26 protein-coding genes are annotated in these 23,186 nt (G+C 61.6%); 12 read left to right on the top strand and 14 right to left on the bottom strand.

Annotated elements, in window-relative coordinates; genetic code table 11:
- Positions 1-15: 15 nt before the first annotated feature.
- From hpaD to hpaB, 3 genes are all read right to left on the bottom strand, one after another.
- The gene (hpaD, locus tag J3L12_RS11125) at positions 16-987 is read right to left on the bottom strand and encodes a 3,4-dihydroxyphenylacetate 2,3-dioxygenase (RefSeq protein ID WP_208015128.1); all 972 of its coding nucleotides are present in this window, start codon (positions 985-987) and stop codon (positions 16-18) included.
- 90 nt (positions 988-1,077) lie between these two features.
- On the bottom strand, positions 1,078-1,551 hold the full coding sequence (gene hpaC, locus J3L12_RS11120) for a 4-hydroxyphenylacetate 3-monooxygenase reductase subunit (RefSeq protein WP_208015127.1): 474 nt from the start codon (positions 1,549-1,551) through the stop codon (positions 1,078-1,080).
- Between the two features lie 38 nt (positions 1,552-1,589).
- A complete protein-coding gene (gene hpaB, locus J3L12_RS11115) occupies positions 1,590-3,089 on the bottom strand; it encodes a 4-hydroxyphenylacetate 3-monooxygenase, oxygenase component (RefSeq protein WP_208015126.1) in 1,500 nt (499 codons plus the stop codon).
- 97 nt (positions 3,090-3,186) lie between these two features.
- Here hpaB and J3L12_RS11110 point away from each other — a divergent pair, with 97 nt between their 5' ends.
- The gene (locus J3L12_RS11110) at positions 3,187-3,558 is read left to right on the top strand and encodes an endonuclease domain-containing protein (RefSeq protein ID WP_208015125.1); all 372 of its coding nucleotides are present in this window, start codon (positions 3,187-3,189) and stop codon (positions 3,556-3,558) included.
- Positions 3,559-3,590: 32 nt separating this feature from the next.
- Here the strand turns inward: J3L12_RS11110 and hpaE are convergent, their stop codons facing one another.
- Positions 3,591-5,108 (bottom strand): 5-carboxymethyl-2-hydroxymuconate semialdehyde dehydrogenase, encoded by a 1,518-nt coding sequence (hpaE, locus tag J3L12_RS11105; protein WP_208015124.1) that lies wholly within the window; start codon positions 5,106-5,108, stop codon positions 3,591-3,593.
- 127 nt (positions 5,109-5,235) lie between these two features.
- Here hpaE and J3L12_RS11100 point away from each other — a divergent pair, with 127 nt between their 5' ends.
- Both J3L12_RS11100 and J3L12_RS11095 read left to right on the top strand, forming a co-directional pair.
- Complete coding sequence (locus tag J3L12_RS11100) at positions 5,236-5,460, top strand: hypothetical protein (RefSeq protein WP_208015123.1); 225 nt, start codon at positions 5,236-5,238, stop codon at positions 5,458-5,460.
- Positions 5,448-5,888, top strand: a complete 441-nt coding sequence (locus tag J3L12_RS11095) for a PIN domain-containing protein (RefSeq protein WP_208015122.1) — start codon at positions 5,448-5,450, stop codon at positions 5,886-5,888. The genes J3L12_RS11100 and J3L12_RS11095 overlap by 13 nt, the downstream gene beginning before the upstream one ends.
- Before the next feature lie 2 nt (positions 5,889-5,890).
- On the opposite strand, the gene J3L12_RS11090 is transcribed toward J3L12_RS11095, so the two are convergent.
- Positions 5,891-6,685 (bottom strand): fumarylacetoacetate hydrolase family protein, encoded by a 795-nt coding sequence (locus J3L12_RS11090; protein ID WP_208015121.1) that lies wholly within the window; start codon positions 6,683-6,685, stop codon positions 5,891-5,893.
- Positions 6,686-6,744: 59 nt separating this feature from the next.
- Complete coding sequence (hpaI, locus tag J3L12_RS11085) at positions 6,745-7,686, bottom strand: 2,4-dihydroxyhept-2-ene-1,7-dioic acid aldolase (protein ID WP_208015120.1); 942 nt, start codon at positions 7,684-7,686, stop codon at positions 6,745-6,747.
- 122 nt (positions 7,687-7,808) lie between these two features.
- Here hpaI and hpaR point away from each other — a divergent pair, with 122 nt between their 5' ends.
- On the top strand, positions 7,809-8,282 hold the full coding sequence (gene hpaR / locus J3L12_RS11080; protein ID WP_208015119.1) for a homoprotocatechuate degradation operon regulator HpaR: 474 nt from the start codon (positions 7,809-7,811) through the stop codon (positions 8,280-8,282).
- Between the two features lies 1 nt (position 8,283).
- Here hpaR and J3L12_RS11075 read toward each other — a convergent pair whose 3' ends face one another.
- Positions 8,284-8,853 (bottom strand): GNAT family protein, encoded by a 570-nt coding sequence (locus J3L12_RS11075; protein ID WP_208015118.1) that lies wholly within the window; start codon positions 8,851-8,853, stop codon positions 8,284-8,286.
- A 360-nt stretch (positions 8,854-9,213) separates the two neighbouring features.
- Between J3L12_RS11075 and J3L12_RS11070 the strand changes: the two genes are divergently transcribed.
- The gene (locus tag J3L12_RS11070; RefSeq protein WP_347708887.1) at positions 9,214-11,370 is read left to right on the top strand and encodes an ABC-F family ATP-binding cassette domain-containing protein; all 2,157 of its coding nucleotides are present in this window, start codon (positions 9,214-9,216) and stop codon (positions 11,368-11,370) included.
- Between the two features lie 25 nt (positions 11,371-11,395).
- Here J3L12_RS11070 and J3L12_RS11065 read toward each other — a convergent pair whose 3' ends face one another.
- The 5 genes from J3L12_RS11065 to rpoD all read right to left on the bottom strand — a co-directional run bounded on the left by J3L12_RS11065 (position 11,396) and on the right by rpoD (position 14,799).
- Positions 11,396-11,830, bottom strand: a complete 435-nt coding sequence (locus J3L12_RS11065) for a SufE family protein (protein ID WP_208015116.1) — start codon at positions 11,828-11,830, stop codon at positions 11,396-11,398.
- A gap of 59 nt (positions 11,831-11,889) precedes the next feature.
- Entirely contained in the window at positions 11,890-12,153 is a 264-nt protein-coding gene (locus tag J3L12_RS11060) for a DUF1871 domain-containing protein (RefSeq protein ID WP_208015115.1), read from the bottom strand.
- A gap of 86 nt (positions 12,154-12,239) precedes the next feature.
- Positions 12,240-12,917 carry a hypothetical protein gene (locus tag J3L12_RS11055; protein ID WP_347708886.1) on the bottom strand — a complete coding sequence of 226 codons (678 nt, stop codon included), beginning with the start codon at positions 12,915-12,917 and terminating at the stop codon, positions 12,240-12,242.
- A gap of 52 nt (positions 12,918-12,969) precedes the next feature.
- On the bottom strand, positions 12,970-13,344 hold the full coding sequence (locus J3L12_RS11050) for a VOC family protein (RefSeq protein ID WP_208015114.1): 375 nt from the start codon (positions 13,342-13,344) through the stop codon (positions 12,970-12,972).
- 6 nt (positions 13,345-13,350) lie between these two features.
- A complete protein-coding gene (rpoD, locus tag J3L12_RS11045; RefSeq protein ID WP_208015155.1) occupies positions 13,351-14,799 on the bottom strand; it encodes an RNA polymerase sigma factor RpoD in 1,449 nt (482 codons plus the stop codon).
- Between rpoD and J3L12_RS11040 the strand changes: the two genes are divergently transcribed.
- Positions 14,762-15,388: a hypothetical protein gene (locus J3L12_RS11040; RefSeq protein ID WP_208015159.1), complete on the top strand. Its 627-nt coding sequence runs from the start codon at positions 14,762-14,764 to the stop codon at positions 15,386-15,388. The two genes, rpoD and J3L12_RS11040, sit on opposite strands and share 38 nt — an antisense overlap.
- A 304-nt stretch (positions 15,389-15,692) precedes the next feature.
- Here the strand turns inward: J3L12_RS11040 and J3L12_RS11035 are convergent, their stop codons facing one another.
- Both J3L12_RS11035 and tsaB read right to left on the bottom strand, forming a co-directional pair.
- Complete coding sequence (locus tag J3L12_RS11035; protein WP_208015113.1) at positions 15,693-16,793, bottom strand: methyltransferase; 1,101 nt, start codon at positions 16,791-16,793, stop codon at positions 15,693-15,695.
- Complete coding sequence (gene tsaB / locus J3L12_RS11030; protein WP_347708885.1) at positions 16,790-17,320, bottom strand: tRNA (adenosine(37)-N6)-threonylcarbamoyltransferase complex dimerization subunit type 1 TsaB; 531 nt, start codon at positions 17,318-17,320, stop codon at positions 16,790-16,792. The genes J3L12_RS11035 and tsaB overlap by 4 nt, the downstream gene beginning before the upstream one ends.
- A gap of 212 nt (positions 17,321-17,532) precedes the next feature.
- Here tsaB and proC point away from each other — a divergent pair, with 212 nt between their 5' ends.
- From proC to metG, 6 genes are all read left to right on the top strand, one after another.
- Positions 17,533-18,315 (top strand): pyrroline-5-carboxylate reductase, encoded by a 783-nt coding sequence (gene proC, locus J3L12_RS11025; protein WP_208015111.1) that lies wholly within the window; start codon positions 17,533-17,535, stop codon positions 18,313-18,315.
- Between the two features lie 73 nt (positions 18,316-18,388).
- Positions 18,389-18,940, top strand: a complete 552-nt coding sequence (locus J3L12_RS11020) for a hypothetical protein (protein ID WP_208015110.1) — start codon at positions 18,389-18,391, stop codon at positions 18,938-18,940.
- A 3-nt stretch (positions 18,941-18,943) separates the two neighbouring features.
- Positions 18,944-19,432, top strand: coding sequence for an adenosine-specific kinase (locus tag J3L12_RS11015; RefSeq protein ID WP_208015109.1), 489 nt, complete (start codon positions 18,944-18,946; stop codon positions 19,430-19,432).
- 231 nt (positions 19,433-19,663) lie between these two features.
- Positions 19,664-20,140 carry a thioredoxin-dependent thiol peroxidase gene (gene bcp / locus J3L12_RS11010; RefSeq protein WP_208015108.1) on the top strand — a complete coding sequence of 159 codons (477 nt, stop codon included), beginning with the start codon at positions 19,664-19,666 and terminating at the stop codon, positions 20,138-20,140.
- A gap of 200 nt (positions 20,141-20,340) precedes the next feature.
- A complete protein-coding gene (gene rpiA / locus J3L12_RS11005) occupies positions 20,341-21,027 on the top strand; it encodes a ribose-5-phosphate isomerase RpiA (protein WP_208015107.1) in 687 nt (228 codons plus the stop codon).
- A 219-nt stretch (positions 21,028-21,246) separates the two neighbouring features.
- Positions 21,247-23,154 carry a methionine--tRNA ligase gene (gene metG / locus J3L12_RS11000; protein ID WP_208015106.1) on the top strand — a complete coding sequence of 636 codons (1,908 nt, stop codon included), beginning with the start codon at positions 21,247-21,249 and terminating at the stop codon, positions 23,152-23,154.
- Positions 23,155-23,186 lie beyond the last annotated feature (32 nt).

The following is a 23,186-nucleotide window of genomic DNA, read 5'->3' as shown; positions in this document are numbered from 1 at the left end:
GATGCTTACGACCCCTCAGATCACATGCTGGGGCAGCCCTTGCAACTCGGACTCCTGGGTTTGCACCCAGCCGCCCTCAAACGCCTCCAGCAGCGAGCCTTCCAGGAACCAGCTCTTGGGGGTTTTGGCGCCCCAGAGGGTCTGGCGGCGGGGGTCGTTGAGGCTCCAGCGGATGGGCTCAAAGTCGGGGTCTACGGTGCTGTAGTCGGAGGTGTACAGCTCGATGCGGTGGCCGTCGGGGTCGCGCAGGTACAGGAAAAAGGCGTTGGATATGCCGTGCCGCCCCGGCCCCCGCTCGATGGCCTCGGTTTGCATGGCCCCGGCCAGGATGTCGCAGGCCCTGATAATGCTCATGGCATCGGGCATCCAGTAGGCGAAGTGGTGCAGGCGGGGGCCGGTGCCGTTGGTGAGGGCCAGGTCGTGAACGTTGCCCTTACGGTGGATCCAGGCGGCCCAGATTTTGCCATCGTCGCCCTCGGTGTACTCGGACATGCGGAAGGCCAGCTTGTCCATATACCAGCGGGTCATGGCCTCGACCTGTGGGCTCATCACGTTGATGTGGTCAATGCGCTGGATGCCCGGCCCTTTGTGCAGGTCGTAGCGCTGCAAAAGCCAGGGGTACTTCTGGCTTTCGGCATAGAAGGCCACCGGCACGCCGAAGGGATCCTGGAGGCGGAGCATGTGGGGCCGATCCTGCTCAGACTCCCAGCGATAGGGCAGACCCAGGGCTTGGGCCAGTTCGACCAGCAGTTGCAGGTCGAGCTCACCCGCCACCCGGTAGCCCAGGTGCTTGATGCCGGCCTCGGGGGCCAGCTCGAGTTTGAGCGTCCATTCGCGGTCTTCGGTGCCGCGCAGGTAGAGGGCGCTGGGGCTTTCGTGCAGCACGTTCAGGCCCAGCAAATCCACATAAAAGTGGCGCGAGCGCTCGAGGTCGGTCACGTAGAACACCCCGTGGCCGATGCGGATAATGTTGGGTATCTGGTTCATGGTTTACCCCTTTGGTGTGGCAAGTTCCAGGTTCGCTGCAGAGCGGATAGGGGAGGGTTTACGTGATGGCTCTAGGCCTTCAGCTTTAGGCTAGCGTAGCTGCCGATAACCCCGGTTCCAGTACAAAAGCGGCCTGGTGTTTTCCCCCATGGTCACTTTTTCGACCTTTCCCACCACAATTTTGTGGGTGCCCCCCGGGTAGACCGCCCAGGTCTGGCAGTGGAGCGTGGCCAGTGCGCCCTCGAGCGCGGGGCTCTCCTCGCCCGAAAGGGGCTCGTACCCTTCGATGGGGCGACCGGCAAAATGGGCCGAGGTGTGCTCGTGGCCCTCGGCCAGGAGGTTCACGGTAAAACGCCCAGCCTTTTCCAGGAGGGGCCAGAGCTGGGCCGTTTCGTTGATGCAGACCAGGATCAGGGGAGGCTCCAGGCTTACGCTGGTGAAGCTGCTGGCGGTCATGCCCCGGGTTTCGCCCCCGTACTGGGCTGCAACTACCGTGACCCCGCTGGGCCAGTGGCTCATCACCTGGCGGAGCTGGTCTGATAGGGAGGCTTCGGCGGTTTTCATGTGGAGTGAAGTCAATGATCTATAGACTCAGGCAGACCCTAGTCGCTGGCCACCACCTCTGGCTGGGGCTGCTCTTTCCAGCCCAAAAAATCCTTGATGCGCTGTTTATAGGGCTCTTTGTCGTACACCGAGAACAGGGTCTGGTACATCCGCACCGGATCGCCAAAGAAGAAGCGCTCGTAAAGGGTCTGGCGTGCGCCGAACCCGCTAATAGTCATGTCCCAGGCCAGGCGGAAGAGCTGGACACGCTCTTTGGCAGGCAGGGTGGCCGACTGCAAGAACTTCTCGATATAGGGCCCCACAGGCGAGTCGAGGTCGGCCTCGGAGGGCAGGGTGATCATCCCGGAGGCGCCTATCTGCTGCACGATTTCGTTGAGGCGAGGGTAAAGCCTGGGGTAGAGGTTGCGGGCGCCATCTAAGGCCCCCCGGTCGGGGCAGAGCAGGCCGTATTTGTTGGGCCTGGCATCGCGCTCGGCGCGGGCCCAGAAACCCTTCATGGCCTCGAGGTAGACAATCAGCTCGGCAATCTTTTCCTGTACATGCGGGAAGGTGTCGGCCCCAATGGTCTCGCCCATTAGGGCGACCAGGCCCAAAAAGGCTTCAGTCTTGGCGTTTTTGAGCACCACCACCTGATGGGCCATGTGCATCAGGGCCCCGGTCTCGGCATAGGCGGTGTTGCAGCGTGCCAGGTCCTTGTAGATGAACACTCGCTCCCACGGCACAAACACATCGTCAAATACCGTCAGGCAGTCCATCTCTTCCAGGCGGCTGGCCAGGGGGTAGTCGTAGGTGGAGTCCCCTACGGCCATGCTCTCGCGGCTGATGAAGTGGAGCCCCGGGGTGTTGGTGGGGATGGCAAAGGCCACCGCGTACTTATCGGCCCCCGGCCCTTCCTTGAGCAGGGTGGAGGGGAAGACCAGCAGCTCGTCGGCGGTGGGCAGGGTGGAGAGCATCCGGGCCCCCCGCACCACGATGCCCGCATCGCTCTCGCTCACTACGCCCAGGGGAATGTAGGGGTCGGGCTGCTCGAGGTTGCTCTTGGCCCGGTTGACCTGGGGGTTGGTGAGGCAGTGGGTGGTGGAGAGGTCGTGCTCGCGCACGTACTGCACATAGCGGCGCACGTTGTCGGCGTAGGGGCCAAAAAACTCTGCGCTCTGCTCGAAGGCCATCAACACCGCATTCAGATAGTCCGGGCAGCGGCCCATCATGCCCAGGTTGGTATCGGCCCAGAGCTTGTAGGCCGCGCTGCGCCGGGCCAGGTCTTCGTGGGTTTTGGCCGGCAGCAGGCTCATGGCGTATCGGTGTACGGGTGCTGCCCGTCCCGATAGGGGATCGTCCGTGCGCTGACCGTTCTGCTCGTAGGTGAGGATGTCGCGGTAGCGCGGGTCGTGCTGCATGTCGTAAAGCTGCGCCAGCGAGTGGGTGATGCCCTTGAAGACCGGGTGGGTGGTGGGGTCTTTGACCTTCTGGCCCTTGTACCAGAGGTTGGGTGGGTTCTTCCTGAGGGCTTCCAGGTACTCTTTACCGGTGCGTGCCATGAGGTTTGACCTCCTTTTTCCCCCCTCCCCTCCCTCCCCCGCAGAGGGGGGAGGAGAAGGTGAGAGGATAATGGGCGATTTGCAATAGTGCGAGAGGATGACTGATTCGGAGTTTGGCGAGCTGGCCCGTCAGTTGCGGCGCAACATGACGCAGGAAGAGCGCATCCTGTGGAACCGCCTCAAGCGCTCTCAGCTTGGGGTTGCGTTTCGCCGCCAGGAACCCATGCGGCCTTTCATTGTGGATTTTGTTTGCTATGAAAAAAAGCTGATTGTGGAGTTGGACGGAAGCCAGCATGCGGATAATCCGCAAGATAGAGCCAGAGATGCGTATTTTGCACAGCGTGGTTTCCGAACTTTGCGATTTTGGAACCGCGAAGTGCGGGAAAACCTCGAGGGGGTACTGGAGCGTATTCTTGATGCAATAGGCGAGACTGAGCGTGTGGCCCTCCCCCCAAGCGGGGGAGGGTAGGGTGGGGGGGATGAGCGAAGCGAACATGTTACTCAGCGCCCAAACTTCGGAATCGGGTGCTCGGTAAGCGGTACTGCAATGTGCTTGAGCTCGGTGTAGAACTCGAGGCTGTGCGCCCCGCCCTCGCGGTGGGTGCCGCTCATCTTGACGCCGCCGAAGGGGGTGGGCAGGTGCCGCACGTTGTGCGAGTTAATCCAGGTCATGCCGGCCTCGAGGTGCAGGGCCACACGGTGGGCCCGCGCTACGTCGCGGGTCCAGACATACGAAGCCAGGCCGTATTTGGAGTCGTTGGCTTTTTGCAGGGCATCGGCCTCGTCCTTGAAGGGGATAACCGTCAGGATGGGGCCAAAAATCTCCTCCTGGGCAATGCGGTGGTGGTTCTCGGCCACAAAAAGCCCGGGCCGCACGTAGTTACCCTCGGTGCCGACCCGCTCACCACCGAAGATGTGCTGTGACTCCTGCTTGCCAATCTCCACATAGCTGAGCACGCGCTGCAGGTGCTCGGGATGGATCAGGGGCCCTACCTCGGTCTCGGGCTCGAGGGGATGCCCCACCTTGATCCGCGCGGCCCGCTCGGCCACCCGCCGCACAAACTCCTCGAACAGGCTCTCGTGTACCAGGGCGCGGCTGTTGGCGGTGCAGCGCTCGCCGTTGAAGCTGTAAATCTGGAAGATGGTGGCGTCCAGGGCCCGCTCGAGGTCGGCATCCTCGAAGATGATGGCGGGGGACTTGCCGCCAAGCTCGAGGGAGAGCCGCTTGAGGTGCTCGGCCCCGTTGCGCGTGATGATGGTGCCGGTGGTGGTCTCGCCGGTGAAGGCGATCAGGGGGATGTCCGGGTGGCGCACCACCGCGTCGCCCGCTTCCTCCCCGAAGCCCTGCACCACGTTGAACACCCCCGGCGGCAGGTCGGCCTCCTGCACAATCTCGGCCAGCTTCCAGGCCGTGAGCGGCGACCACTCGGCAGGCTTCAGAACCACCGTATTGCCAAAAGCCAGCGCGGGGGCAATGCGCCAGGTGGAGAGCATCATGGGGGCATTCCAGGGGGTGATGATGCCGCAGACGCCCACCGGCACCCGTACCGAGTAGTTGAGCCACTCTCCGTCCACCGGGTAGCTGTGAGCATCCATGGCCCGCTCGGCATACTCGGCGTAGAAGCTAAAGTTCTCGGCGGCCCGCGCCACCTGGGCCCGCACAATCCGCAGGGCCTGCCCTGCGTCCAGGCACTCCATCACGGCCAGCTCGTCGCCGTGCTTCTCCAGAACCTCGGCAATTTTGAGCAGGTACTTCTTGCGGGCCCTGGCGTTCAGTTTCCACTGGCCAAAGGCTTTTTTGGCGGCCCTGGCGGCCTTGTCCACATCCTCGGCGTGGCCCTTGTAGGCCCGCGCCAGCACCTGGTTGTTGGAGGGGTCGAGGCTCTCGAACAGCTCGCCCCGTACCCCCGGCTGGAATGCACCGTCAATGAAGTGCTCTACGGTGTGGCTGGCTATCTTCTGCCGTACCTGGGCGATGAACGCGGGGCTGATGGCCTGGGTTTTCTCGGCAAATTTCACTGGGATTCCCTCCAAAGCTATGCGGTGTGCATTTCAGCAAGAAAGCCGACCCTTTCTTCTTGTAAATCGAGGCTTGGTAGTTTGGGGCAAAGGTTTTTGGGTGCAGGGAACCTGATACACTGAGGGCATGGTTGCGGTAAAGCAAAAAGTGGTGGTAAAGAAGGGCGGGCGTATCGAACTCGAGTCTTCTGAGCTACCTGAAGGTGCTACGGCCGAGGTAATTGTGCTGGTAGAAGCCGAGGCTAAAGTGCCGCCCCTCTCAGGTTTGCTGGGAAAAGCCAAAGGCAACTTCAGCTTTGGGGCCGATGCCGATGAACACATCCGCCAGGAGCGCAACGCTTGGAGATCTTGAGCCGCATTGCTGGCCGAAAAACCTATCTGGATGTCAATGTGTTTATCTATGCCCTCGAAGGTTTCCCCCAACTGAGGCAGGCTCTCGAGGCATTGTTCAAAGCCATAGATAGCGCTGCGCTTCAAACCGTCACCAGCGAGCTTTCGCTGGCAGAAGCGCTGATAAAGCCGATCGAGAACAAGAACCTTCAACACCAAGCCGTTTATCAGAGCGCGATTCGTAGTCGAACGGGGCTTGAGGTCGTACCGGTTTCGCGGAGTATTTTGCTCGAGGCCGCCCGGCTGCGTGGAACGGCTGGGCTCAAATTGCCCGATGCCATCCACGTTGCAACGGCTTTGCAAACGGATTGTGAAGTTTTTTTGACCAACGATGAACGCATTCAGCACTCCAGCCTCGAGGTGCTGTTGCTGCGTGACTTTGCGCTTTGAGCTCATAAAACCAGCGACCTGTCACCTTCCTCAGAAAGAACCGGCTCGGCTTCTTCGGTTTCCCACTCGATGTTGTTTTCCAGGGCGCCCAGCCCCTCGATCTCCATCCGCATCACGTCGCCCGGATGTACCTGCGAGATGCCCTTGGGGGTGCCGGTCAGAATGACGTCTCCGGCCTCCAGGGTCATGAACCTCGAGATGAACTCAATCACCTCGGGGATGGAGAAAATCATGCCCTGGGTGGTGGTCTCCTGGCGTAGTTCGCCGTTCACATAGGCCCGCATTTTTACGTTATGGGGGTCGGGCACTTCGTCGGCGGTCACGTAGTAGGGCCCCAGTGGCCCGAAAGTGTCCCAACCCTTGCCCCGGATGGGGGGTCGGAAGGTATTGGACACGTAGTCGCGCACCACCAGGTCGTTGGCGATGGTGTAGCCCCCCACGTAATCGAGGGCGTCTTTGGCCCTGACCCGCCTTGCGTTGCGCCCGAGGATGACCGCCAGCTCGCACTCAAAGTGCATGAAGCGGGCCCCCTGGGGGTAGATGACCGTGCCCTTGTGGGGCAACAGGCTGGTGTTGGGCTTCCAGAAAAGGGCCGGCTCGGTGGGCTTGCGGAGGCCAAACTCCTCGGCGTGCTCGGCAAAGTTGAGGGCCAGGGCCAGCACCTTACCGGGCTGCACCGGGAGCTGCCAGACCACCTCGTCGGGGTGGTGGGCCTCTTTGGCATGGTCAACCAGCATGCCGTCCTGCAGATGCCCCTGCAAGAGGCGGCCTTTGGAGATGAAGCGGGCGAGTTTCATGGTGTTTCGCTTTATGGCTATCAGCTATCGGCATTTAGCTATCAGCTCAAGCTATCGGGTCAGACAAATTGCTTCCCGGCGGGGTCGGGCAGCACCGGGGGGTGGCCCGCTGGGGTGGGAATCAGGCCATAGGACTCGGCCATGCGGCGCAGGCGGGCCTCGACCTCGGGGGTGGTGGGGCCTAAGGGCTCGCGCCACTCCTTCTCGCACAGGCCCATCCAGGCCAGCACGGTTTTGAGCGGGATGGGGTTGGTGTCCCAGAAGACCGCGTCGTTGGCCTCTAGACTAAAGTAGTGAAGCTCGAGGGCCTCTTTGTACCGGCCCTCCAGGGTGAGCTGGCACATCTCGGCGGTTTCTTTGGGCAGCCAGTTGGCAGTAGCGGCGATGGTACCTACTGCCCCCACGCACATCATGGGGAAGGTGAGGGCCTCGAGGCCGCAGTAGACCTTGAAATCCCGCCCCACCCGGCGCAAGAGCTCGGAAACGTACTCCACGTCCTTGGAGGAGTGCTTGATGCCCACGATGTTCTTGAAGTCGCGCCTGAGGCGGGCCACGGTCTCAATCTTGATCTCGATGCCCGAGCGCCCCGGAATGTTGTACAGCACCACCGGCATCTCCGGTACGGCCTGGGCCACCTGGCCAAAAAAGCGGTAGAGCCCCTCCTGGTTGGGCTTGATGTAGTAAGGGGTAATCACCAGCGCACCCTGAGCGCCCATCTTGTGGGCGGCCTGGGTGATTTCCAGGGTTTCGTCGAGCCGCAGGGTACCGGTTCCGGCCAGCAGGGGCACGCGGCCCCGAATGAAGCGCAGCGCCAGTTCAATCAGGTACATGCGCTCCTCCACGGAAATGGTGCCCGGCTCGCCGGTGGTGCCCCCCACGCTCAGGGCGTGGGAGCCGGCCTCGATCTGCCGCTCGATGAGCCGCTCGAGGGCGGCCTCGTCAATCGCACCGTTCTTGAACGGTGTCACCAGGGGTACGATGCTGCCTTTGAACTCGACCATTGCACTCCTTTGCGGGTATGTAGCCCAGGTTGCTTATCGTCCTGCTTAGATGCTTAACATATTAAGTAAAACGGTAGCATAGTTTGCAAGCCCAGGTACAATTGTCCCCAATCCCAAACCCTATGGCCTCCCCCCTACCCAAAGACCCCTCCAGCCGGCTTTTGCGGGATCTGACCCACTCCTTGCCGATGTCGCTCTTGCGAGCCCGTGAGGCGGTGGTGCAGCGCTTTCGCGAAGTGCTCTCGCGGCATGGTCTGACCGAGCAGCAGTGGCGCATCCTGCGGGCGCTGGATGGGCGAGAAGGGCTGGAAATTTCGCAGCTAGCCGAGCAGTGCCAGATTCTGCCGCCCAGCATGAGCGGCATCCTGAAGCGCATGGAGCAGCGGGGGCTGGTGCTTCGCAAAGCCAACCAGGCCGATGGCCGCAGTGTCCTGGTGGCCCTGACCAAAGACGCGCAAGCCCTGGTCGAGCAGATCAAGCCCGAGATTGTGGAAGTCTATGCAGAAATTGAGCGAATACTGGGAAAGCGCAAGCTCGAGCAGCTCTACGCACTACTGGAAGAGCTGGAGACGGGTCTGAAAGAGCGGACAGCCTGATTCAAGAAGCAGACTGTGCCAGAGGGTGAATTGTGCTCAGAGGAGGAAATTCTGCTCGCAACATGCCAAACAGATACACGTCTTCCTTAATGCCCTGGCGGGTTTCGTGCTGGCGGAGGATGCCCTCGAGCTGAAAGCCCAGCTTCTCCAGGAGGCTGCGCATGCGGCTGTTGGAGCTATGCACCTTGGCGACAATGCGCTCCAGGCCCAGCTCCGCAAAGCCATACTCGAGCATCTGTAGGCCCGCCGCATACCCCACACCCTGCCCCCGATGCACTTCCTCACCAATGGCAATTCGTAAGCGGGCCCGCTTCTCCAGTGGGTTGAGTTCTCGCAAATCCACAAACCCCACCAGATGCCCGCTGGGGTACTGAGGGGAAGTGACCACAATGCCCCGCCGCACCAGGTCTACCGGGGGATTGTTGAGCAAGCGCACGAACCAGTCCTGGAGTTGCTCAGGAGGTAGCCCCACCGGCCAACCGTTGGCCAGGCAAAAGGCCTCGTCACGGCTCCAATCCAGCACGTTCGGAAGGTCGCGCAGGGCCAGGGGACGCAGACTTACTTCGAACATCTTCCTTCTACCCTACAACGCAGCATGGCCAAAAAGGGTGAAGTTAATCGGAATTGACACAAAGTTACCACTTTTTATGGGCTGTTCACGCAGGAGATGTGGCCGATGAAACGGGGGCTTGACCACACCTCTGTGTGCTCTGGCGGTGTTGGGGTGTCCGGCCTGTGTCAGCTGACTGGATGCCCTGGCCAGAGCTCCTTCCAGGCAAGGCAGGGCTAGCCGTTGGTTTTCCAGACAACTAAACGAGACTCAGCCAAGATGCAAACTGGCATCCACGGGCACCGTGAGCAAAAAAGAACTAAGTCAGGTATTGCGCATGGCTTTGACGGTTTTCCGGCAAAGCGCTACCCTCGAGGGGTTGTGGTGCGAGCCCGACCCCAGGTACTGCTGCGCTTGCGCGAAGGTGAGAAATCCTATGCGGAGCGGGTTTTGTTTAGCGGGGCCGATTTCTGGCTCGAGCAGGGCGAGCGGGCGGTTCTGGTGGGGCCCAACGGAGCCGGCAAGAGCACCTTGTTTCAGGTGCTGAGCGGGCGACTGCCCCTCGAGGGAGGCCAGCTAAAGCGCTCTGGAGGGGTTCGTGTGGTCTATCTGCCGCAGGATTTTCGCCCAAGCGGTTCCACCGTGTATGCGTTGGCCTACAGCATGACCCCCCTGCACCGGGCCGAGCAGGCACTCTCCCACACCCCACCCGAACGGGCGGGCGAGGTATGGAGCCAGATCCGTGAACTTTCGTTCTGGAAAGGGCGGGTGGCCCGCACCCTAGCCGACTTTGGTCTGGACTCTCTCTGGGAACAACCTGCGGAGAAGCTTTCCGGGGGCGAAGGTGTGCGCTTGGGGCTGGCGATGGCGTTTCTTTCCGGTGCGGAGGTCTTGCTGCTGGACGAGCCCACCACCCATCTCGACCTGCGAATGCGCCTGCGTCTGGAAGAGATGTTGTTGGCTTATTCCGGTGCAGTCGGGCTGATTTCCCATGACCGGGCGCTGTTACAGCGGGTGGCCACCACGGTGTACCACCTGGAAGCCGGGCGCTTGTTCCGGGTAGCAGGGGGCTATGCCACCTATTTGCAGGAGCGCGAACGCATTCGGCGAACCCTGGAAAAAGCCCGCCACGAAGCTGAAAAAGAGCGCCAGCGGCTGCTGCAAGCCATCCCAGACCGGAGGCGGCCCGGTTCGGATCGCCGGACCCGCGAAAGGGCTTCGCTACAAACCAGAGCCGAGCGTATCCAGATGCCCGATCCCCTGCCCCCCGAGCGCCGCTGGAGCCTGGAAATTGCAGCGGAGGGGACGCCCAGGCTGGTGCTCGAGGCGAAGGGCTTGAAAAAGTCCTATCCAGGCACGGGTGCAGCCGAGCGGGGTAGAGGAGACGAGGGCCGGCGCAGCGTTATCCGGGAGGCCACCCTTCGCATCTTCCGGGGGGACCGGATTGCGCTGGTAGGGGCCAACGGGGCCGGCAAGACCACCCTGCTCCGCTTGTTGCTCTCCAGAGAACTGCCGGACGACGGCGAGCGAACCCTGGGCTACGGAGTGAGCACCGGCTACCTCGACCAGCTCTACCATGGCCTGGAACCTGACCAGCCCATCTTTGCCCAGTTTGCCTCGAGGTTCGGGGAGACGCGGGCGGCGGCGCTGCTGGGCCGGATGGGCTTTCGCCCCCCACACTGGCACGACACCCCCCGCAGTTTTTCTGGCGGTGAGCGAGCCCGCGCGGGCCTGGCCTTGCTGGGGGCCTTGCGGGCGGGTCTGCTGGTGATGGACGAGCCCACCAACCACCTCGAGCTCGAGCTGCTCGAAGCCCTCGAGAGAGCCCTGACCGACTACCCCGGCACACTGCTCTTTGTCTCACACGACCGCGAACTGGTCAAAAAGGTAGCCACCCGCTTCTGGGGGCTGGAAAACGGGGTGCTGGTGGAGTACCCCAGCTATGCCGAGGCTGAGGCCGCCATGCTGGGCAAGCCCGCCCTGCGGCTGAACCCCTATGGGGAGACCCCTCTGGAAGCAGAGCCGCCCCCCGAAGAGCGCGACCTCGAGCAAGAACGCATGACCTTGCTGGCACAACTCGACGAACCGGGCCTGACCGAGCGCAGCCGCCAGCGCCTGCGGGCCGACCTGCTGGCCCTGGAAGAGGCCCTGTACCGACAGTACGCCCTGATGTTTTTCCAGCCCTACCCCTACCGCTACCGCTTACAACAGGAGGGTCTGGAGGTTTTTGCCGACGAGGAACTGGGCTGCTGGCGCTTCTGGAGCCGCGAGGAGGCGTGCTGTGGCGCGTTTTCAGGTGGTGTACTGAGCCTCGAGGGGCGGGCCAGCCCCCGGATGCTGCGGGCCATCCTGCGGGTGGCTTTTGAATGGCTGGACGCTCTGGTGGTGCGGTATGGCAAGCAGAGCTTTGGCCGCAAGGGCTACCTCGAGCAGTTCGCCGGGCACAGCCCTCCAAGCTCAGAGGAATTCTCACCTGCTCGAGCCAAGCGCCGCAGAGAGCACAGAAAAACGCCTCAGAAGGTACAACTTCCACCCTGACCCCAGAGCCCTGAGCCCGGAACCCTCACTGCGCTTCGCGCACCTGGCGCTTGATGCGGGTGAGCACGGCCTGCAAGCCGCGCAGCCGCAGGGGGGTGATGATTTCCTCGAGCCGGGCCAGGCTGTAAAAGTCCTCCGGCACACCCAGCACGGCCTCGGGGCTTTCGCCCTCGAGCCCTTCGGCCAGTAACCCGGCAAAGGCCCGCACCGTGGGGGCTTCTTTGGGGGCGTCGAAGAAGAGGTGAACCTTGCCCCCCTGGAGCTCGGCATGCACGAAGAAAGGCGTGGTGCACTCGTGGACTTGCTCGAGTTTGCCCTGCATGCCCTCGGGCAGGGGCGGCATTTTCTTGGCAAACTCCAGGAGCATCTCGGTCTTGATCACCTTGGGGGCGCTCCCCAGCACCTGCACAACACGCTGGAGTTTAGGTGGCAGTTGGGCCAGTCGTTGGTCGGCGGTCATAGACACCAGGGTAAAGGGTCAGGAAGGAAGGGTCTAGGGTTTTGTTTACGATGCGGTGGTCAAGCGCCGTTACGCACCAGCTTGAACAGATCGCGCCCCAGGTCGGCGTAGTTGCGCACGTGCCCGGCCTGGTTGCCGTAGGTCAGGTACAGCACCCGGTGGATGGCCTCCGCGGCCTCTTCGCTGCTCTGGACAGTTGATAGTTTTTCCACGATCTCGTCCACTACCGGCCCATAAAGCGCCTCAAGAGGTGCCAGCTCGCCCATTCCCAGGGGGTCGTAGATTTGCAGATAGGTTTGCACCTGCGCCGCGAGGTTATCCATGAGGGTGCTTCCTGTAAGGGCCAAAAGCCCAGGGCCGAGGGCTGAAAGCGTAGGTTTTGCGTCACCCATGTAAAAGGAATGGTCTTCTACGGTGCAGGGTTGACGGTAAAGGGCGCACTCTCCCCCAGGGCCATGTTGAACTGACCGGGCACGATGGGGGGGTCGGTGCTGATGTTGCTGCTGGCTGGGTAGACCTCCACCACATAGGAATCGGAGGTGTTCAGGTTCAGGTTGCTGAAGCTGGTGCTGAGGGCCGCAATGATGTTGCGGGCGACCACGGTACTGGTGGTGCGGTTCACCAGGCGTACCAGATAGGCCGTGGCCCCACTGCTGGCAGTCCAGGAAGCCGATACGCTCTTGGTGGTGGGGTTGTTGCCAATGGTCACGGTGGGCCTGGTGAGGGTAGTACTGGCATCCACGTTCAGGCTGACCTGTTCGGTTTGCCCGTCAATGGTGGCCGAGAATGTATAAGTGCCGCTCAAGAGGGTTTTGGAGGCATCCCACCCAATCTCCCACCAGACCCCCGAGGGAGTGCGGGCCGAAGCGCTTTGCAGGGCAAGGGTCTCGCTATAGCCGCCCGGCCCGCTCACGCTTATGGTAATGCTGTTGGGTTGTTGCTGGGGTCGCAGAACCAGGATGTAGGCTCTTCCAGTAGTGGCGGCATTGTAAGTTCCGATGGAAGCCTGAAGTTTGGGCTGGGGGGCGCTCGAGCACCCACTCAAGAGGCCCAGCATTATGATTCCGGCGAGCAGATAGGGTTTCACACATCACCTCGAGGCCCAAGCCTATACCACGACTATGAGAAACCTTCAATTCCTACGGCAGTTTGTACTTGAAAACCTTTATGGCGTAGCCGTTGGGGTCACGCAGAATAAAACCGTAAGGGCCTTGCCGGTGGCGGTAGGTCTCGCGCAGGTCACGCTCGATGGGTAGGAAGTCAGAGAGCTTCTGATACATGGCGTCTACCTGGGCAAAGTCGTCGAGCTCGAGGCCCAGGTAGGTCAGGGCACCTGGGTCGGGCGGCACGGAAGAGCGATCGAAGCGCAGCACAAAGCCGTCGGGGAAGTTAACCCACACCGTGCCTACCTCACCGTCGTAGCGAACCTCCGGGAGTCCCAGGGTTTCCCGGTAAAAGTCGCGGGTAGCCTCCAGGCGGCTGGACTGTAAGGCGATGTGCTGCAGACGAGGCATAAGCCATCAGTCCAGGAAGTCGCGCAGTTTGCGGGTACGGCTCTCGTGGTACTTGAGCTTGCGCAGGGCCTTATTCTCGATCTGGCGGATGCGCTCGCGGGTCACGCCGAAATAGGCGCCCACCTCTTCTAAGGTGTGCTCGCGCCCATCAATCAGGCCCTTGCGCAGCTTCAAGACCATGGCCTCGCGCTCGGAAAGCTTGCCGAGGGCTTTTTCCAGCTCCTCCGAGAGCATGCTCTGGGCGGCGGAATCCACCGGCGAGGCCATGTGCTCGTCGGGGATGAAGTCGCCGTAGAAGCTGTCCTTCTCGTCGCCGATGGGGGTTTCCAGGCTTACGGGCTCCTGGGCAATCTTGAAGGTCTCCTCGACCTTCTTGGCGTCCCAGCCGGGCCCCATGGCCTCGGCAATTTCTTCGTAAGCCGGTTCGCGGCCCAGCTCCTGCTGCATCTGGCGGGCGGTGCGGGTCAGCTTGTTGATGGTCTCCACCATGTGCACCGGGATGCGGATGGTGCGGGCCTGGTCAGCGATGGCCCGGTTGATGGCCTGGCGGATCCACCAGGTGGCGTAGGTGGAGAACTTAAAGCGACGCTTGAACTCAAACTTCTCCACTGCCCGGATAAGGCCCTGGTTGCCTTCTTGGATCAGGTCGAGGAAGGATAGGCCCCGGCCCGTGTACTTCTTGGCGATAGAGACCACCAGCCGCAGATTGGCCTCAATCAGATGCTGGCGGCAAATTTCGCCGTCCCGCGCGATATGCAGGTGGCGCTTGACCTCGCGGGGCAGCGCCCGCAGGCGGGCATCCACCGCCTGCACTGTGTCGGGGTCAATGCGCAGCTCAGTGCCGGGGATGCTGGCAATGCGGCTGCTACCCTGCACCTGGCTGCGCAGCACGTGGCGGATCAGCTCGGCCTCCATCCCGGTTTCCTCGGCCAGCCGCTGAGCAGCAGCTACTCCGTCCTCCACGCGGCGGGCCAGGTCAATCTCCTCTTCCAGGGTCAGGAGGGGCACCTGCCCGATCTCGTGCAGGTATTGCCGGACGGGGTCGGAGGTGGAGATGCGCGGCAGGGGCAGGTCTTCCTCGAGCTCCTCCTCGACCTCCTCCACCGGCAGGGTGCCCAGCTCGAAGTCGGGCTCGAGGATCTCGATGTCCTCGAGGTCGGCCTCCAGCACCTCCTCGCCGATTTCTTCGTCTACCAGTGCAACGTCGGTCAGCTTACCGGCTTTAGGGGTGGGAGGCACCAGCGCGTCGAGGTCGGGCTCGGCCTCGAGGTCGTCCACATCGGCGATTTCAAGCTCGGGGGCCTCGAGTTCATCGGCATTCAGGGCCAGCTCCTCTTCCGGGAGTTCTTCCACATCCTCGACTACGGCACTGCCTTTGGCGGGCGCTTTGGATACCGGCCTGGTAGACGTTGGAGCCTTGGATTTAGCTGCCGCAGCTTTTTTGCTGGTTAGTATCTGGACAGTTTCATTGGGTTTGGGATTGGACGCTGCCTTGGGTTCAGGACTGGTCTTGTCTTTGCTCTCGGTTTTGGCAGGAGCAGGCTTATTGGTTGCTTTGGCTTTGCTCACATCCTTTTCTTCAGATTTGGCTTTGGCCAGAGCTTTGGGTGCGCCATTGCCCTTAGACTCGGGCCTGGCAGGGGCTTTTTCCGATTTGCTGACGGGTTTTGCTGGAGTTTTGGGCATAGCTTCAGTTGGTGCTTTGGCAGCGGGCTTGGCGCTTGGCTTGGGCAGGGTGGTTTTAGATTTGGTCACGTTTTTTTGGGTTGGCTTGGCGCCGGTTTTGCTGGGTTTGGGTTGGGACTTCGAGGCTTTGTCTGGTACGGCTTCGGTAGCTATGGGTTTGCCTTCATTAACTCCTTTGGCTTTAGGTCTCAGGGCCGACTCGCTGGGAGTGGAGGTCGCCTTTTGTAGAAGGCTGGCCTTGCGAACGGGGGTCTTGGCTTTGGCAGGCGTTCTTTCTTGTTGCTTGGTAGCTGTTTTGTTGGGCGACTTCGCTTTTGTCTTGCTGGTCACCGCGCTTTTGCCTACCGGCTTGACCTGAGCGGCGGGCTTGGTAGCCGATTTGGGTGGGGTCTTGCTCGGCTCGAGGGGCCCGGCGATAGCTTTGGTACCCGAGGTTTTACTGCTAGCTGCTTTGGTCGTGGCGGGAGGATCTTTTGCCTTGGCGCTGGAAGCCGTGGCCCTGGCCACCTTTCCCGACTTGGATCGCTTCGAAGGGGCTCGGACGTTGGTTTGTCCTGAAAGGGATTGTCCCTTCGTGCTAGCAGCGGCTTTGGGTTTGCTCAAGCAGTTCACCTCCCAGTGAGGGGCCCCAGGCCCCCGGCGATGCCGGTACTACAGGGGTGTTAATCCAACTTACGGGCTTGCAACACTTTGTGGCTGTCCACGGCCAGGGTGCGTACGCTGGTAAAGCGGGCCTCGAGCAAAGGCTCGTAGGGCAGGAAGCGGTTTGCCACAAGATAAAAGCTCCCGCCCCTCTCCAGGCGGGCGTAGGCGGCTTCTACAAAGGCGGCGGCGGTTTCTAGCACGACAAGGCCCCCCACGTGAAACGGGGGGTTCGAAACAATGGTAGTGAAAGTTTGGCCCGGTGTCAAGGCCTCATCCACATCCGAATGCAGCACAGTGGCCTTTTCATCCAGATTTTGCCGGGCCGAGAGCACGCTGGGCCAGTCGTCCTCGAGGAGAGTGAGGCTCTGGGCCCGGCCCACCAGGGGGCGGCTCAGGGCGCCATACCCCCCGCCGATGTCCAGCACGTGGCCGGGTTGATCGGGCAAGGCTCTCAGCAACATGGCACTGCCGGGGTCTATATGCCCACCGGAAAAAACCCCGGGCAGGTAGGCAAAATGCAGGGTTTGGCCCTGAATCTGGCAAGCAAAGGACTGCCATACAACCGGCAGTTCGGGGGCAGGTTTTTCTTTTTCCAGCACGGCCACCCGCAAGGCTCCATCTCGCTTAACCAGCAAACCAAAGCCCAGCAGTTCCTGGGCCAGCTTGAAATAGTGCTCGAAGCCCTTATCTTTGCTGCCCGCTATCCAGAGCCGCCCCCCCACCCGCAGGGCTTTGGCGGCTCCCAGGAGCGATAGCTCCACGTACCGCGTCCCGCGGTTAGCAGGTAACACCAAGGCCACGAGGTCGCACGATTCGGGCTCCGTTTCCCAGGGTAACCCCCGGATGAGCCTTACAGCATCGGCAAAACTGGCTTCCAGGCAGCGCAGCGAGGCCCTCGAGGTCTCGAGGGCTTGGGTAATAAGCCCGTGCTGACGCAGGGCGTGGGTGACCCGCCCGATGCCCGGATTCAGGTCGAGGGCGGTTTCGCCGTGGGGCTCGAGGTGCTGCGCCAGCAGCTCGTAGGCGGGGTCGGCCAGCCCCCGGGCCCCCGCTTTGGTGTACAAATACCCTCCGGGGACGGGGGTCTTGTGCAGCGAGTGGTATTCTGCAAGGGTCATAGGTACAGGGGTTCTATCAGGGTGTGCCCGGCTTTCAGGGCCTCGATGCCCAGGTGGGCCAGGGCCCTGCCGGAGGGGGGTTCGTCCAGTACAAACAGGCCGGTGGGTTGGAGCGCATCCAGCCGGCTGCGATGGGGTGCTTGCAGGGTTTCCGACCGGGCCGCTTCAATCTGGTAGCTGGCGGTGTAACAGAGCCCATTGCGTGTGGTGTGGGCCACCGTGACCCGTCCCCGGTAGCGCAGGGCTGTGGCTTCCAGGGTTTCCACTCCGGTCACCGGAACCCCCAGACCTCTGGCCAGCCCCAACCCCGCCGCAATGCCCACCCGTAGCCCGGTGTAAGAGCCCGGCCCACGCCCGACGGCAATCCCTTCCAGTTGGCGTAGCCCGACCCCGGCCTGCTGCAGAAAAGCCTCGAGCTCTCCCCACAGCACCTCGGCATGGCGACGCCCCAGGCGGATGGCTCGCTCGGCATGGGGCAAGCCCAGCACCAGATAAGACGTGGCAGTGTCGAGTGCGAGAACCAGCACCACAGGAGTATAGCAATGCAAGAGGCTCAAAGCCCAATGCTGAAAGCCGATAGCTGCCAACTAAAACAAGTCTGGCGTTAACCGCTGTCGCCGGGTGAGGGGTTGAAATTACGATGCCCAGAAAAATGATAAGAGCCTGACCCCAAAGCAACAGACGGTGCAAGCCCTGTTCCCCCTGTCCCCACCGCCTGCTTGCTGCTAGACTTGGGGCCATGAAATTGGCGATTGTCGGCGTGGGCAAGATGGGCAAGAGTATTCTGGAGGGTCTGTTACGGGCTGAGATGCTCGAGGCTTCCGATATTGGCATACTGGACACCCCCGAACGCACCCAGCAGGTGGCCCTCGAGACCGGGGTCACCCCCCTGCGCCTGGAAGATCTGCGCCGTTGTGAGCGGATACTCCTGAGCGTGCAGCCCAAGGACGTCGCCACCCTGGCCCCGCAGGTCGCCCATCCCAACACGGGCTACATCTCCATCATGGCCGGGGTCTCCACGGCGGTGTTGTCGCGGCGGCTGGGCACCCGGCGGGTGGTGCGGTGTATGCCCAATCTGGCGGCTACCATCGGCAAAAGCTCCACCGCCATCACCGGCCCCCGCGAAGCCGAAGAGGCGGGCGACCTCGAGTTCGCCAGGGCTTTGTTTGCCACGGTGGGCGATGTCTACGACCTGCCAGAGCGCCTCTTCGACGCCTTCACCGGCATGTCGGCCTCGGCCCCGGCCTATGTAGCGGTGGTGGCCGAAGCCCTGGCCGATGGCGGGGTGAAGCAGGGCATCCCGCGGGCCCAGGCCCTGCAACTGGCCGCCGATGTGCTCATCGCTACCGGCGAGTTGCTCCGCAAGAAGCACCCGGCAGTGCTCAAGGATGAGGTCAGCAGCCCCGGCGGTACCACCATCCACGGTCTGGCGGCGCTCGAGGCCCGTGCAGTCCGAGCAGCCCTGATCGAGGCGGTGGAGGCCGCTACCCTGCGCGGTCACGAGCTGGGGAGGGACGAGTAAGCATCTAACCGGCTAACTTACGTGCTGGCTGAATGCACCTTGATTTGCCTCGAGGGGGCGTAGCATAAAAAGGATGAAGCGCTTCTTGACATTTGGATTGCTGCTGCTGGGGGCGCTGGCCGCGCCTACTGCCTACTACCCCAACGGCATCGGCTACTCCTGGACGTACTCCTCCGGCATGGAGCAGGTTTTCACTCGCGAGCAAAACGGGATGCTGGTGTTTGAGCGCAGGCTCGACAAACAGCCGGTTAGCGCCGACCTGCTGCGCTACACCCCGGATAAGGGGGTGCTCCTGGAGGGCTTGATTATCGGTCAGGCAGTGCAGCGCTACAACCCGCCCCTGCAACTATATCCGGCTCCTCCTCTGGTACTGGGACAAGAATGGGGCGGACGTAGCAATTTCGGTGGCCAGAGTGTGGCCCTGCTGGGCAAAGTTTTGCGCATTGAAGGGGTGAACGTTCCGGCGGGCCGCTTCAACGCCTATGTCATCCGAACCTCCACCGTCACGAGCGGCGGCGGCAGTCAGGTAATGGAGATTTTCTTTGTCCCTGGGGTGGGTATCGTGCGCTACGCGACCCCGGATGGCGCAACGGTTGACCTGGTGAAGTTCAGTGTGCCTAAATAAGGCATGGAACTTCAAATTGTCAGGGTTGAGAAACCGGAAAACCTGAACGTAATCCTGGGCCAGAGCCACTTCATCAAGACCGTCGAGGACTTGCACGAAGCCCTGGTGACGGCGGTGCCGGGCATCCAGTTTGGACTGGCCTTCTGTGAAGCCTCCGGCAAGCGCCTGATTCGCAAGAGCGGCACATCGGCCGAACTGGTAGAGCTGGCCGTCCGCAACGCAGGGGCCATTGGGGCCGGCCACTCCTTCCTGATTGTGCTGGGCGAGGGTTTCTTCCCCATCAACGTGCTTCACGCGGTTAAGGCCACGCCCGAAGTGGTGCGGATTTTCGCGGCCACGGCCAACCCCCTTGCGGTGATTGTGGCCGAACAGGACGACCAGCGCGGAATCCTGGGGGTTCTGGATGGGCACAAACCGCTTGGGGTCGAGGCCGAGGAGGATATCCAGTGGCGTAAGGACATCCTGCGCAGGTTTGGTTATAAGCTCGGTTAGGTACATCGTCGGAACGATGCTTGATTCAAGTCCAGGTCAACCTTTCATTCGACGAGGCATAGGGGCAGCCAATCTGCATCCTTGATTTTTGATGGCCTCTATGAATGGGGTGTCGTCACCTTCGTCCCAAGGGGAGAAGGCAGAGGCGCCCTGCAAAGTCGGTATGTGCAGAGGGTGCTTGAAATGCAGGCAACACTGGGGCTATGGTGATTGGGTTATCATTTCTCCGCTATGCTGAAAGTTGGCGACTCCGCACCGAACTTTAGCCTGCCCGACCAGGAAGGAAAGGTACATACTCTGGAAGACTACCGGGGGAAGTGGGTAGTCCTTTACTTCTACCCCAAGGACGACACCCCCGGTTGCACCAAGGAAGCCTGCAACTTCCGCGACGAAAAAGGCCGCCTGGAAGAGCTGGGGGCGGTGGTGCTGGGCGTATCTGCCGACGATGTGAAGAGCCACGACAAGTTTCACCGTAAGTACGGCCTCAACTTCCCGCTGCTGTCCAACCCCGACCAGGACATGATTCGTGCCTATGGGGCCTGGGGCCGTAAGAACTTTATGGGCAAGGAGTATGAAGGCGTCTTTCGCTATACGTATCTGATTGACCCCAGGGGCCGGGTGGCGAAGGTATGGGACAAGGTCAAACCCGACGAACACGCCCTCGAGGTGGCCGAAGCGCTGATTGAGCTACAAAAGCAAGCAGTGTGACGAACTCGAGACGACCCAGGCTCACACACCGAACCCGCCGCCCGGATGGGCGGCTATTTCTTTTGCAGAGGAAGGACTCCAGAACCTGCAGGGTTTTTGAATCGCGCTCGAGAAAACCGGTGATCTGCCCAGCCACCGGTGCAAATTCGGTAATCTGAATGGGGCCGTGCCTTTAAGGGGTAGGGCTATCAAGAGAAACTATGAATAACCTGGATACCTACAAGCAACAAGCGGCCCTCGAGGCCGTCAAGTATGTTCAGTCGGGCATGGTGGTGGGGCTCGGTACCGGCTCGACGGCCAAATATGCAGTCATGGAGCTGGGCCGTCGGTTGCGCGAGGGCGAGATTTCAAACGTAATGGCCGTGCCCACCTCCGAGGCTACGGCCCTGCTGGCCCATGACCTGGGGATTCCCCTCTGCGAACTCGAGCCCCACGGGGTGGATCTGGCCATTGATGGCGCCGACGAGATTGCCCCCGACCTTTCGCTCATCAAGGGGCTGGGGGGGGCTCTGCTGCGGGAAAAGATTGTCGAGGCCAGTGCTAGGCAGTTTATCGTGATTGCCGACCACACCAAAAAAGTTGCCCAGCTCGGGCGTGGGGTGGTTCCGGTGGAGATTGTGCGCTTTGGCTACCGCGCCACCATGCACGCCCTCTCACGTATGGGCGAACCCACCCTGCGTATGGATGGCGACGAGTTTTTCTATAGCGATGGGGGCAACCTGATTGTGGATGTAAACTTTGGCCCCATTTTGAATCCTGAAGGCCTCGAGGCCGAACTCAAACGTATTCCGGGCGTGGTGGAAAGTGGGCTTTTTGTGGGCCTGGCCACCCTGGCGATTGTGGCAGGGCCGGGGGGGCTCGAGTACCTTGGTACACCTCCCGGTTAGCCATCAAGCGATCATCCACGGATCCACGGGTTAGCAAGCTTGTCAAACGCAGGTTTAGGCGAATAAAATATACCTTGTGATACGGCATCGGTTTACCCGAATGATGCGAATGTCCCGACGATAGCAACCAGTAGGCTATCGGCGGGGCGCGTTTGCGCCCCGGTTTTTTTGCAGAACGTTTCCGGGCTGGATGCCCACCCAAAACCGAAGGAGTTACCCGTGAGCAAAATCTTTTACGAAACCGCCGCCATTGACTACGCCAATGCGGCGCCCCATATCGGCCATGTTTACGAGAAAATCATCTGCGACTTTCTGGCCCGCTTTCACCGGCTGGATGGCTACGAGACCAACTTCGTGACCGGTACCGACGAACACGGCGAAAAAATAGCGCGGGCAGCCAAAAATGCCGGACAAGAACCGCAGGCGTTTGTAGATTACGTTTCGGAGCAGCTTTTTCAGCCCGCCTACCAGCGCCTGCTGATCAGCTACGACGACTACATTCGCACCACCTCGGAGCGCCACAAGCGCTTCGTGCAGGAAATCCTGCGCAAGGTTTACGAAGCGGGCGACATCTACTACGCCGAGTACGAGGGGCTTTACTCGGTGGGCTCCGAGCGCTTTGTAACCGAGAAGGAGCTGGTGAATGGCATCCTGCCCGGCGACTCGGAGCCGCCCATCCGGCGAAAGGAAGCCAACTACTTCTTTCGCATGGAAAAATACCGCCCCTGGCTGGTGGAATACCTCCACCAGCACCCCGAGCTAATCCAGCCCCAGGCCTACCGGAACGAGGTGCTGGAAATTCTCAAGGAGCCCATTGGCGACCTGTCCATCTCCCGCCCCAAAGACCGCGTGCCCTGGGGCATTCCCATCCCCTGGGACGAACACCATGTGACCTATGTGTGGTTCGATGCGCTTTTGGCCTATGCCTCCTCGCTGGCCAGCCGGGGCCTCTTCGAGAAGTACTGGCCCCATGCCTGGCACGTGATCGGCAAGGACATCCTCAAACCCCACGCCATCTTCTGGCCCACCATGCTCAAGAGCGCAGGCCTGCCCGTTTACAAGCGCCTGGTGGTGCACGGCCATATCCTGGCTATGGATGGGCGCAAGATGGGCAAAAGCCTGGGCAACGCCATAGACCCACTGGCCCTGCTGGACAAGTTTGGGGTGGATGCGGTGCACTACGCCCTGCTGCGCGATACCACCCTGGGCTCGGACAGCCCCTTCGGCGAGGAAGTGGTGGTACAGCGTCTGAACAGCGACCTGGCCAACGACCTGGGCAACCTGCTCTCGAGGGTGCGCACCATGCTGCTCAAGTACACCGGGGGCGTGATTCCTGCCCCCTCCGCGCCCGACTCTGAAATTGCCAAAGCCGGGGTAGCCCTCGCCGAAAAAGTGCGCAAGGAGGTGGACGCCCTGCGGATTCACCTGGCTTTGGAGGAGGTTCTCCAGTACGTGCGCAGCCTCAACAAGTTCATCAACGACGCCAAACCCTGGGAACTGGCCCGCCACGAGAGCCGCAAACAAGAACTCGAGGATGCGCTCTACACGGCGGTAGAGGGGCTGCGCATTGCCAGTGTGCTACTGGAGCCGGCCCTCCCGACCAAAGCCCGGGAACTGCGGGCAGCCCTTGGACTGGGCGACTACACCATTGCCCAGACCGAAACCTGGGGGCTTGCGCCTGCGGGCACTCAGATTCCCCAGGAGGCGCCGATCCTTTTCCCCAAGCTCGAGGTCGGGGAGCCCAAAGGCGAAGGCCCTAAGCCGAAAGCGGCGCCTTCGTCCGAGCCGAACGCTGCCAACGGGCAAATCAGCATCGATGACTTTGCCAGGGTGGACTTCCGGGTAGCCGAGGTGGTCAAAGCCGAAAAACACCCCAAGGCCGACAAACTCCTGATACTCACCCTCAATGTGGGGGATCACACCCGACAGGTGGTTTCGGGTATCGCCAGGGACTACACCCCCGAGAGTCTGGTGGGCAAGAAGCTGGTGCTGGTGGCCAATCTGAAGCCTGCGGTCCTGCGTGGTGTGGAGTCGCAGGGCATGATTCTGGCCGGTGAGAATGCCGAGGGCAGGATTGTGGTGGTCACACCGGAGCAAGACCTGCCACCAGGGGCCAAGGTACGCTGAGAAGCCGATAGTCGATAGCTGATAGCCGATAG

It is taken from the genome of Meiothermus sp. CFH 77666 (assembly GCF_017497985.1).
In the GTDB taxonomy this organism is placed as follows: Bacteria; Deinococcota; Deinococci; order Deinococcales; family Thermaceae; genus Meiothermus.
Note: the sequence above shows the minus strand (reverse complement) of the source record. Positions and strands in the feature narration are given on the sequence as shown.

Excerpts from the sequence above, each read along its gene's own strand:
- hpaD (WP_208015128.1), bottom strand. The coding sequence starts at position 987 with ATGAACCAGATACCCAACATTATCCGCATCGGCCACGGGGTGTTCTAC.
- hpaC (WP_208015127.1), bottom strand. The coding sequence starts at position 1,551 with ATGAAAACCGCCGAAGCCTCCCTATCAGACCAGCTCCGCCAGGTGATG.
- hpaB (WP_208015126.1), bottom strand. The coding sequence starts at position 3,089 with ATGGCACGCACCGGTAAAGAGTACCTGGAAGCCCTCAGGAAGAACCCA.
- J3L12_RS11110 (WP_208015125.1), top strand. The coding sequence starts at position 3,187 with ATGACTGATTCGGAGTTTGGCGAGCTGGCCCGTCAGTTGCGGCGCAAC.
- J3L12_RS11100 (WP_208015123.1), top strand. The coding sequence starts at position 5,236 with ATGGTTGCGGTAAAGCAAAAAGTGGTGGTAAAGAAGGGCGGGCGTATC.
- J3L12_RS11090 (WP_208015121.1), bottom strand. The coding sequence starts at position 6,685 with ATGAAACTCGCCCGCTTCATCTCCAAAGGCCGCCTCTTGCAGGGGCAT.
- hpaI (WP_208015120.1), bottom strand. The coding sequence starts at position 7,686 with ATGGTCGAGTTCAAAGGCAGCATCGTACCCCTGGTGACACCGTTCAAG.
- hpaR (WP_208015119.1), top strand. The coding sequence starts at position 7,809 with ATGGCCTCCCCCCTACCCAAAGACCCCTCCAGCCGGCTTTTGCGGGAT.
- J3L12_RS11075 (WP_208015118.1), bottom strand. The coding sequence starts at position 8,853 with ATGTTCGAAGTAAGTCTGCGTCCCCTGGCCCTGCGCGACCTTCCGAAC.
- J3L12_RS11065 (WP_208015116.1), bottom strand. The coding sequence starts at position 11,830 with ATGACCGCCGACCAACGACTGGCCCAACTGCCACCTAAACTCCAGCGT.
- J3L12_RS11060 (WP_208015115.1), bottom strand. The coding sequence starts at position 12,153 with ATGGATAACCTCGCGGCGCAGGTGCAAACCTATCTGCAAATCTACGAC.
- J3L12_RS11050 (WP_208015114.1), bottom strand. The coding sequence starts at position 13,344 with ATGCCTCGTCTGCAGCACATCGCCTTACAGTCCAGCCGCCTGGAGGCT.
- J3L12_RS11035 (WP_208015113.1), bottom strand. The coding sequence starts at position 16,793 with ATGACCCTTGCAGAATACCACTCGCTGCACAAGACCCCCGTCCCCGGA.
- proC (WP_208015111.1), top strand. The coding sequence starts at position 17,533 with ATGAAATTGGCGATTGTCGGCGTGGGCAAGATGGGCAAGAGTATTCTG.
- J3L12_RS11020 (WP_208015110.1), top strand. The coding sequence starts at position 18,389 with ATGAAGCGCTTCTTGACATTTGGATTGCTGCTGCTGGGGGCGCTGGCC.
- J3L12_RS11015 (WP_208015109.1), top strand. The coding sequence starts at position 18,944 with ATGGAACTTCAAATTGTCAGGGTTGAGAAACCGGAAAACCTGAACGTA.
- bcp (WP_208015108.1), top strand. The coding sequence starts at position 19,664 with ATGCTGAAAGTTGGCGACTCCGCACCGAACTTTAGCCTGCCCGACCAG.
- rpiA (WP_208015107.1), top strand. The coding sequence starts at position 20,341 with ATGAATAACCTGGATACCTACAAGCAACAAGCGGCCCTCGAGGCCGTC.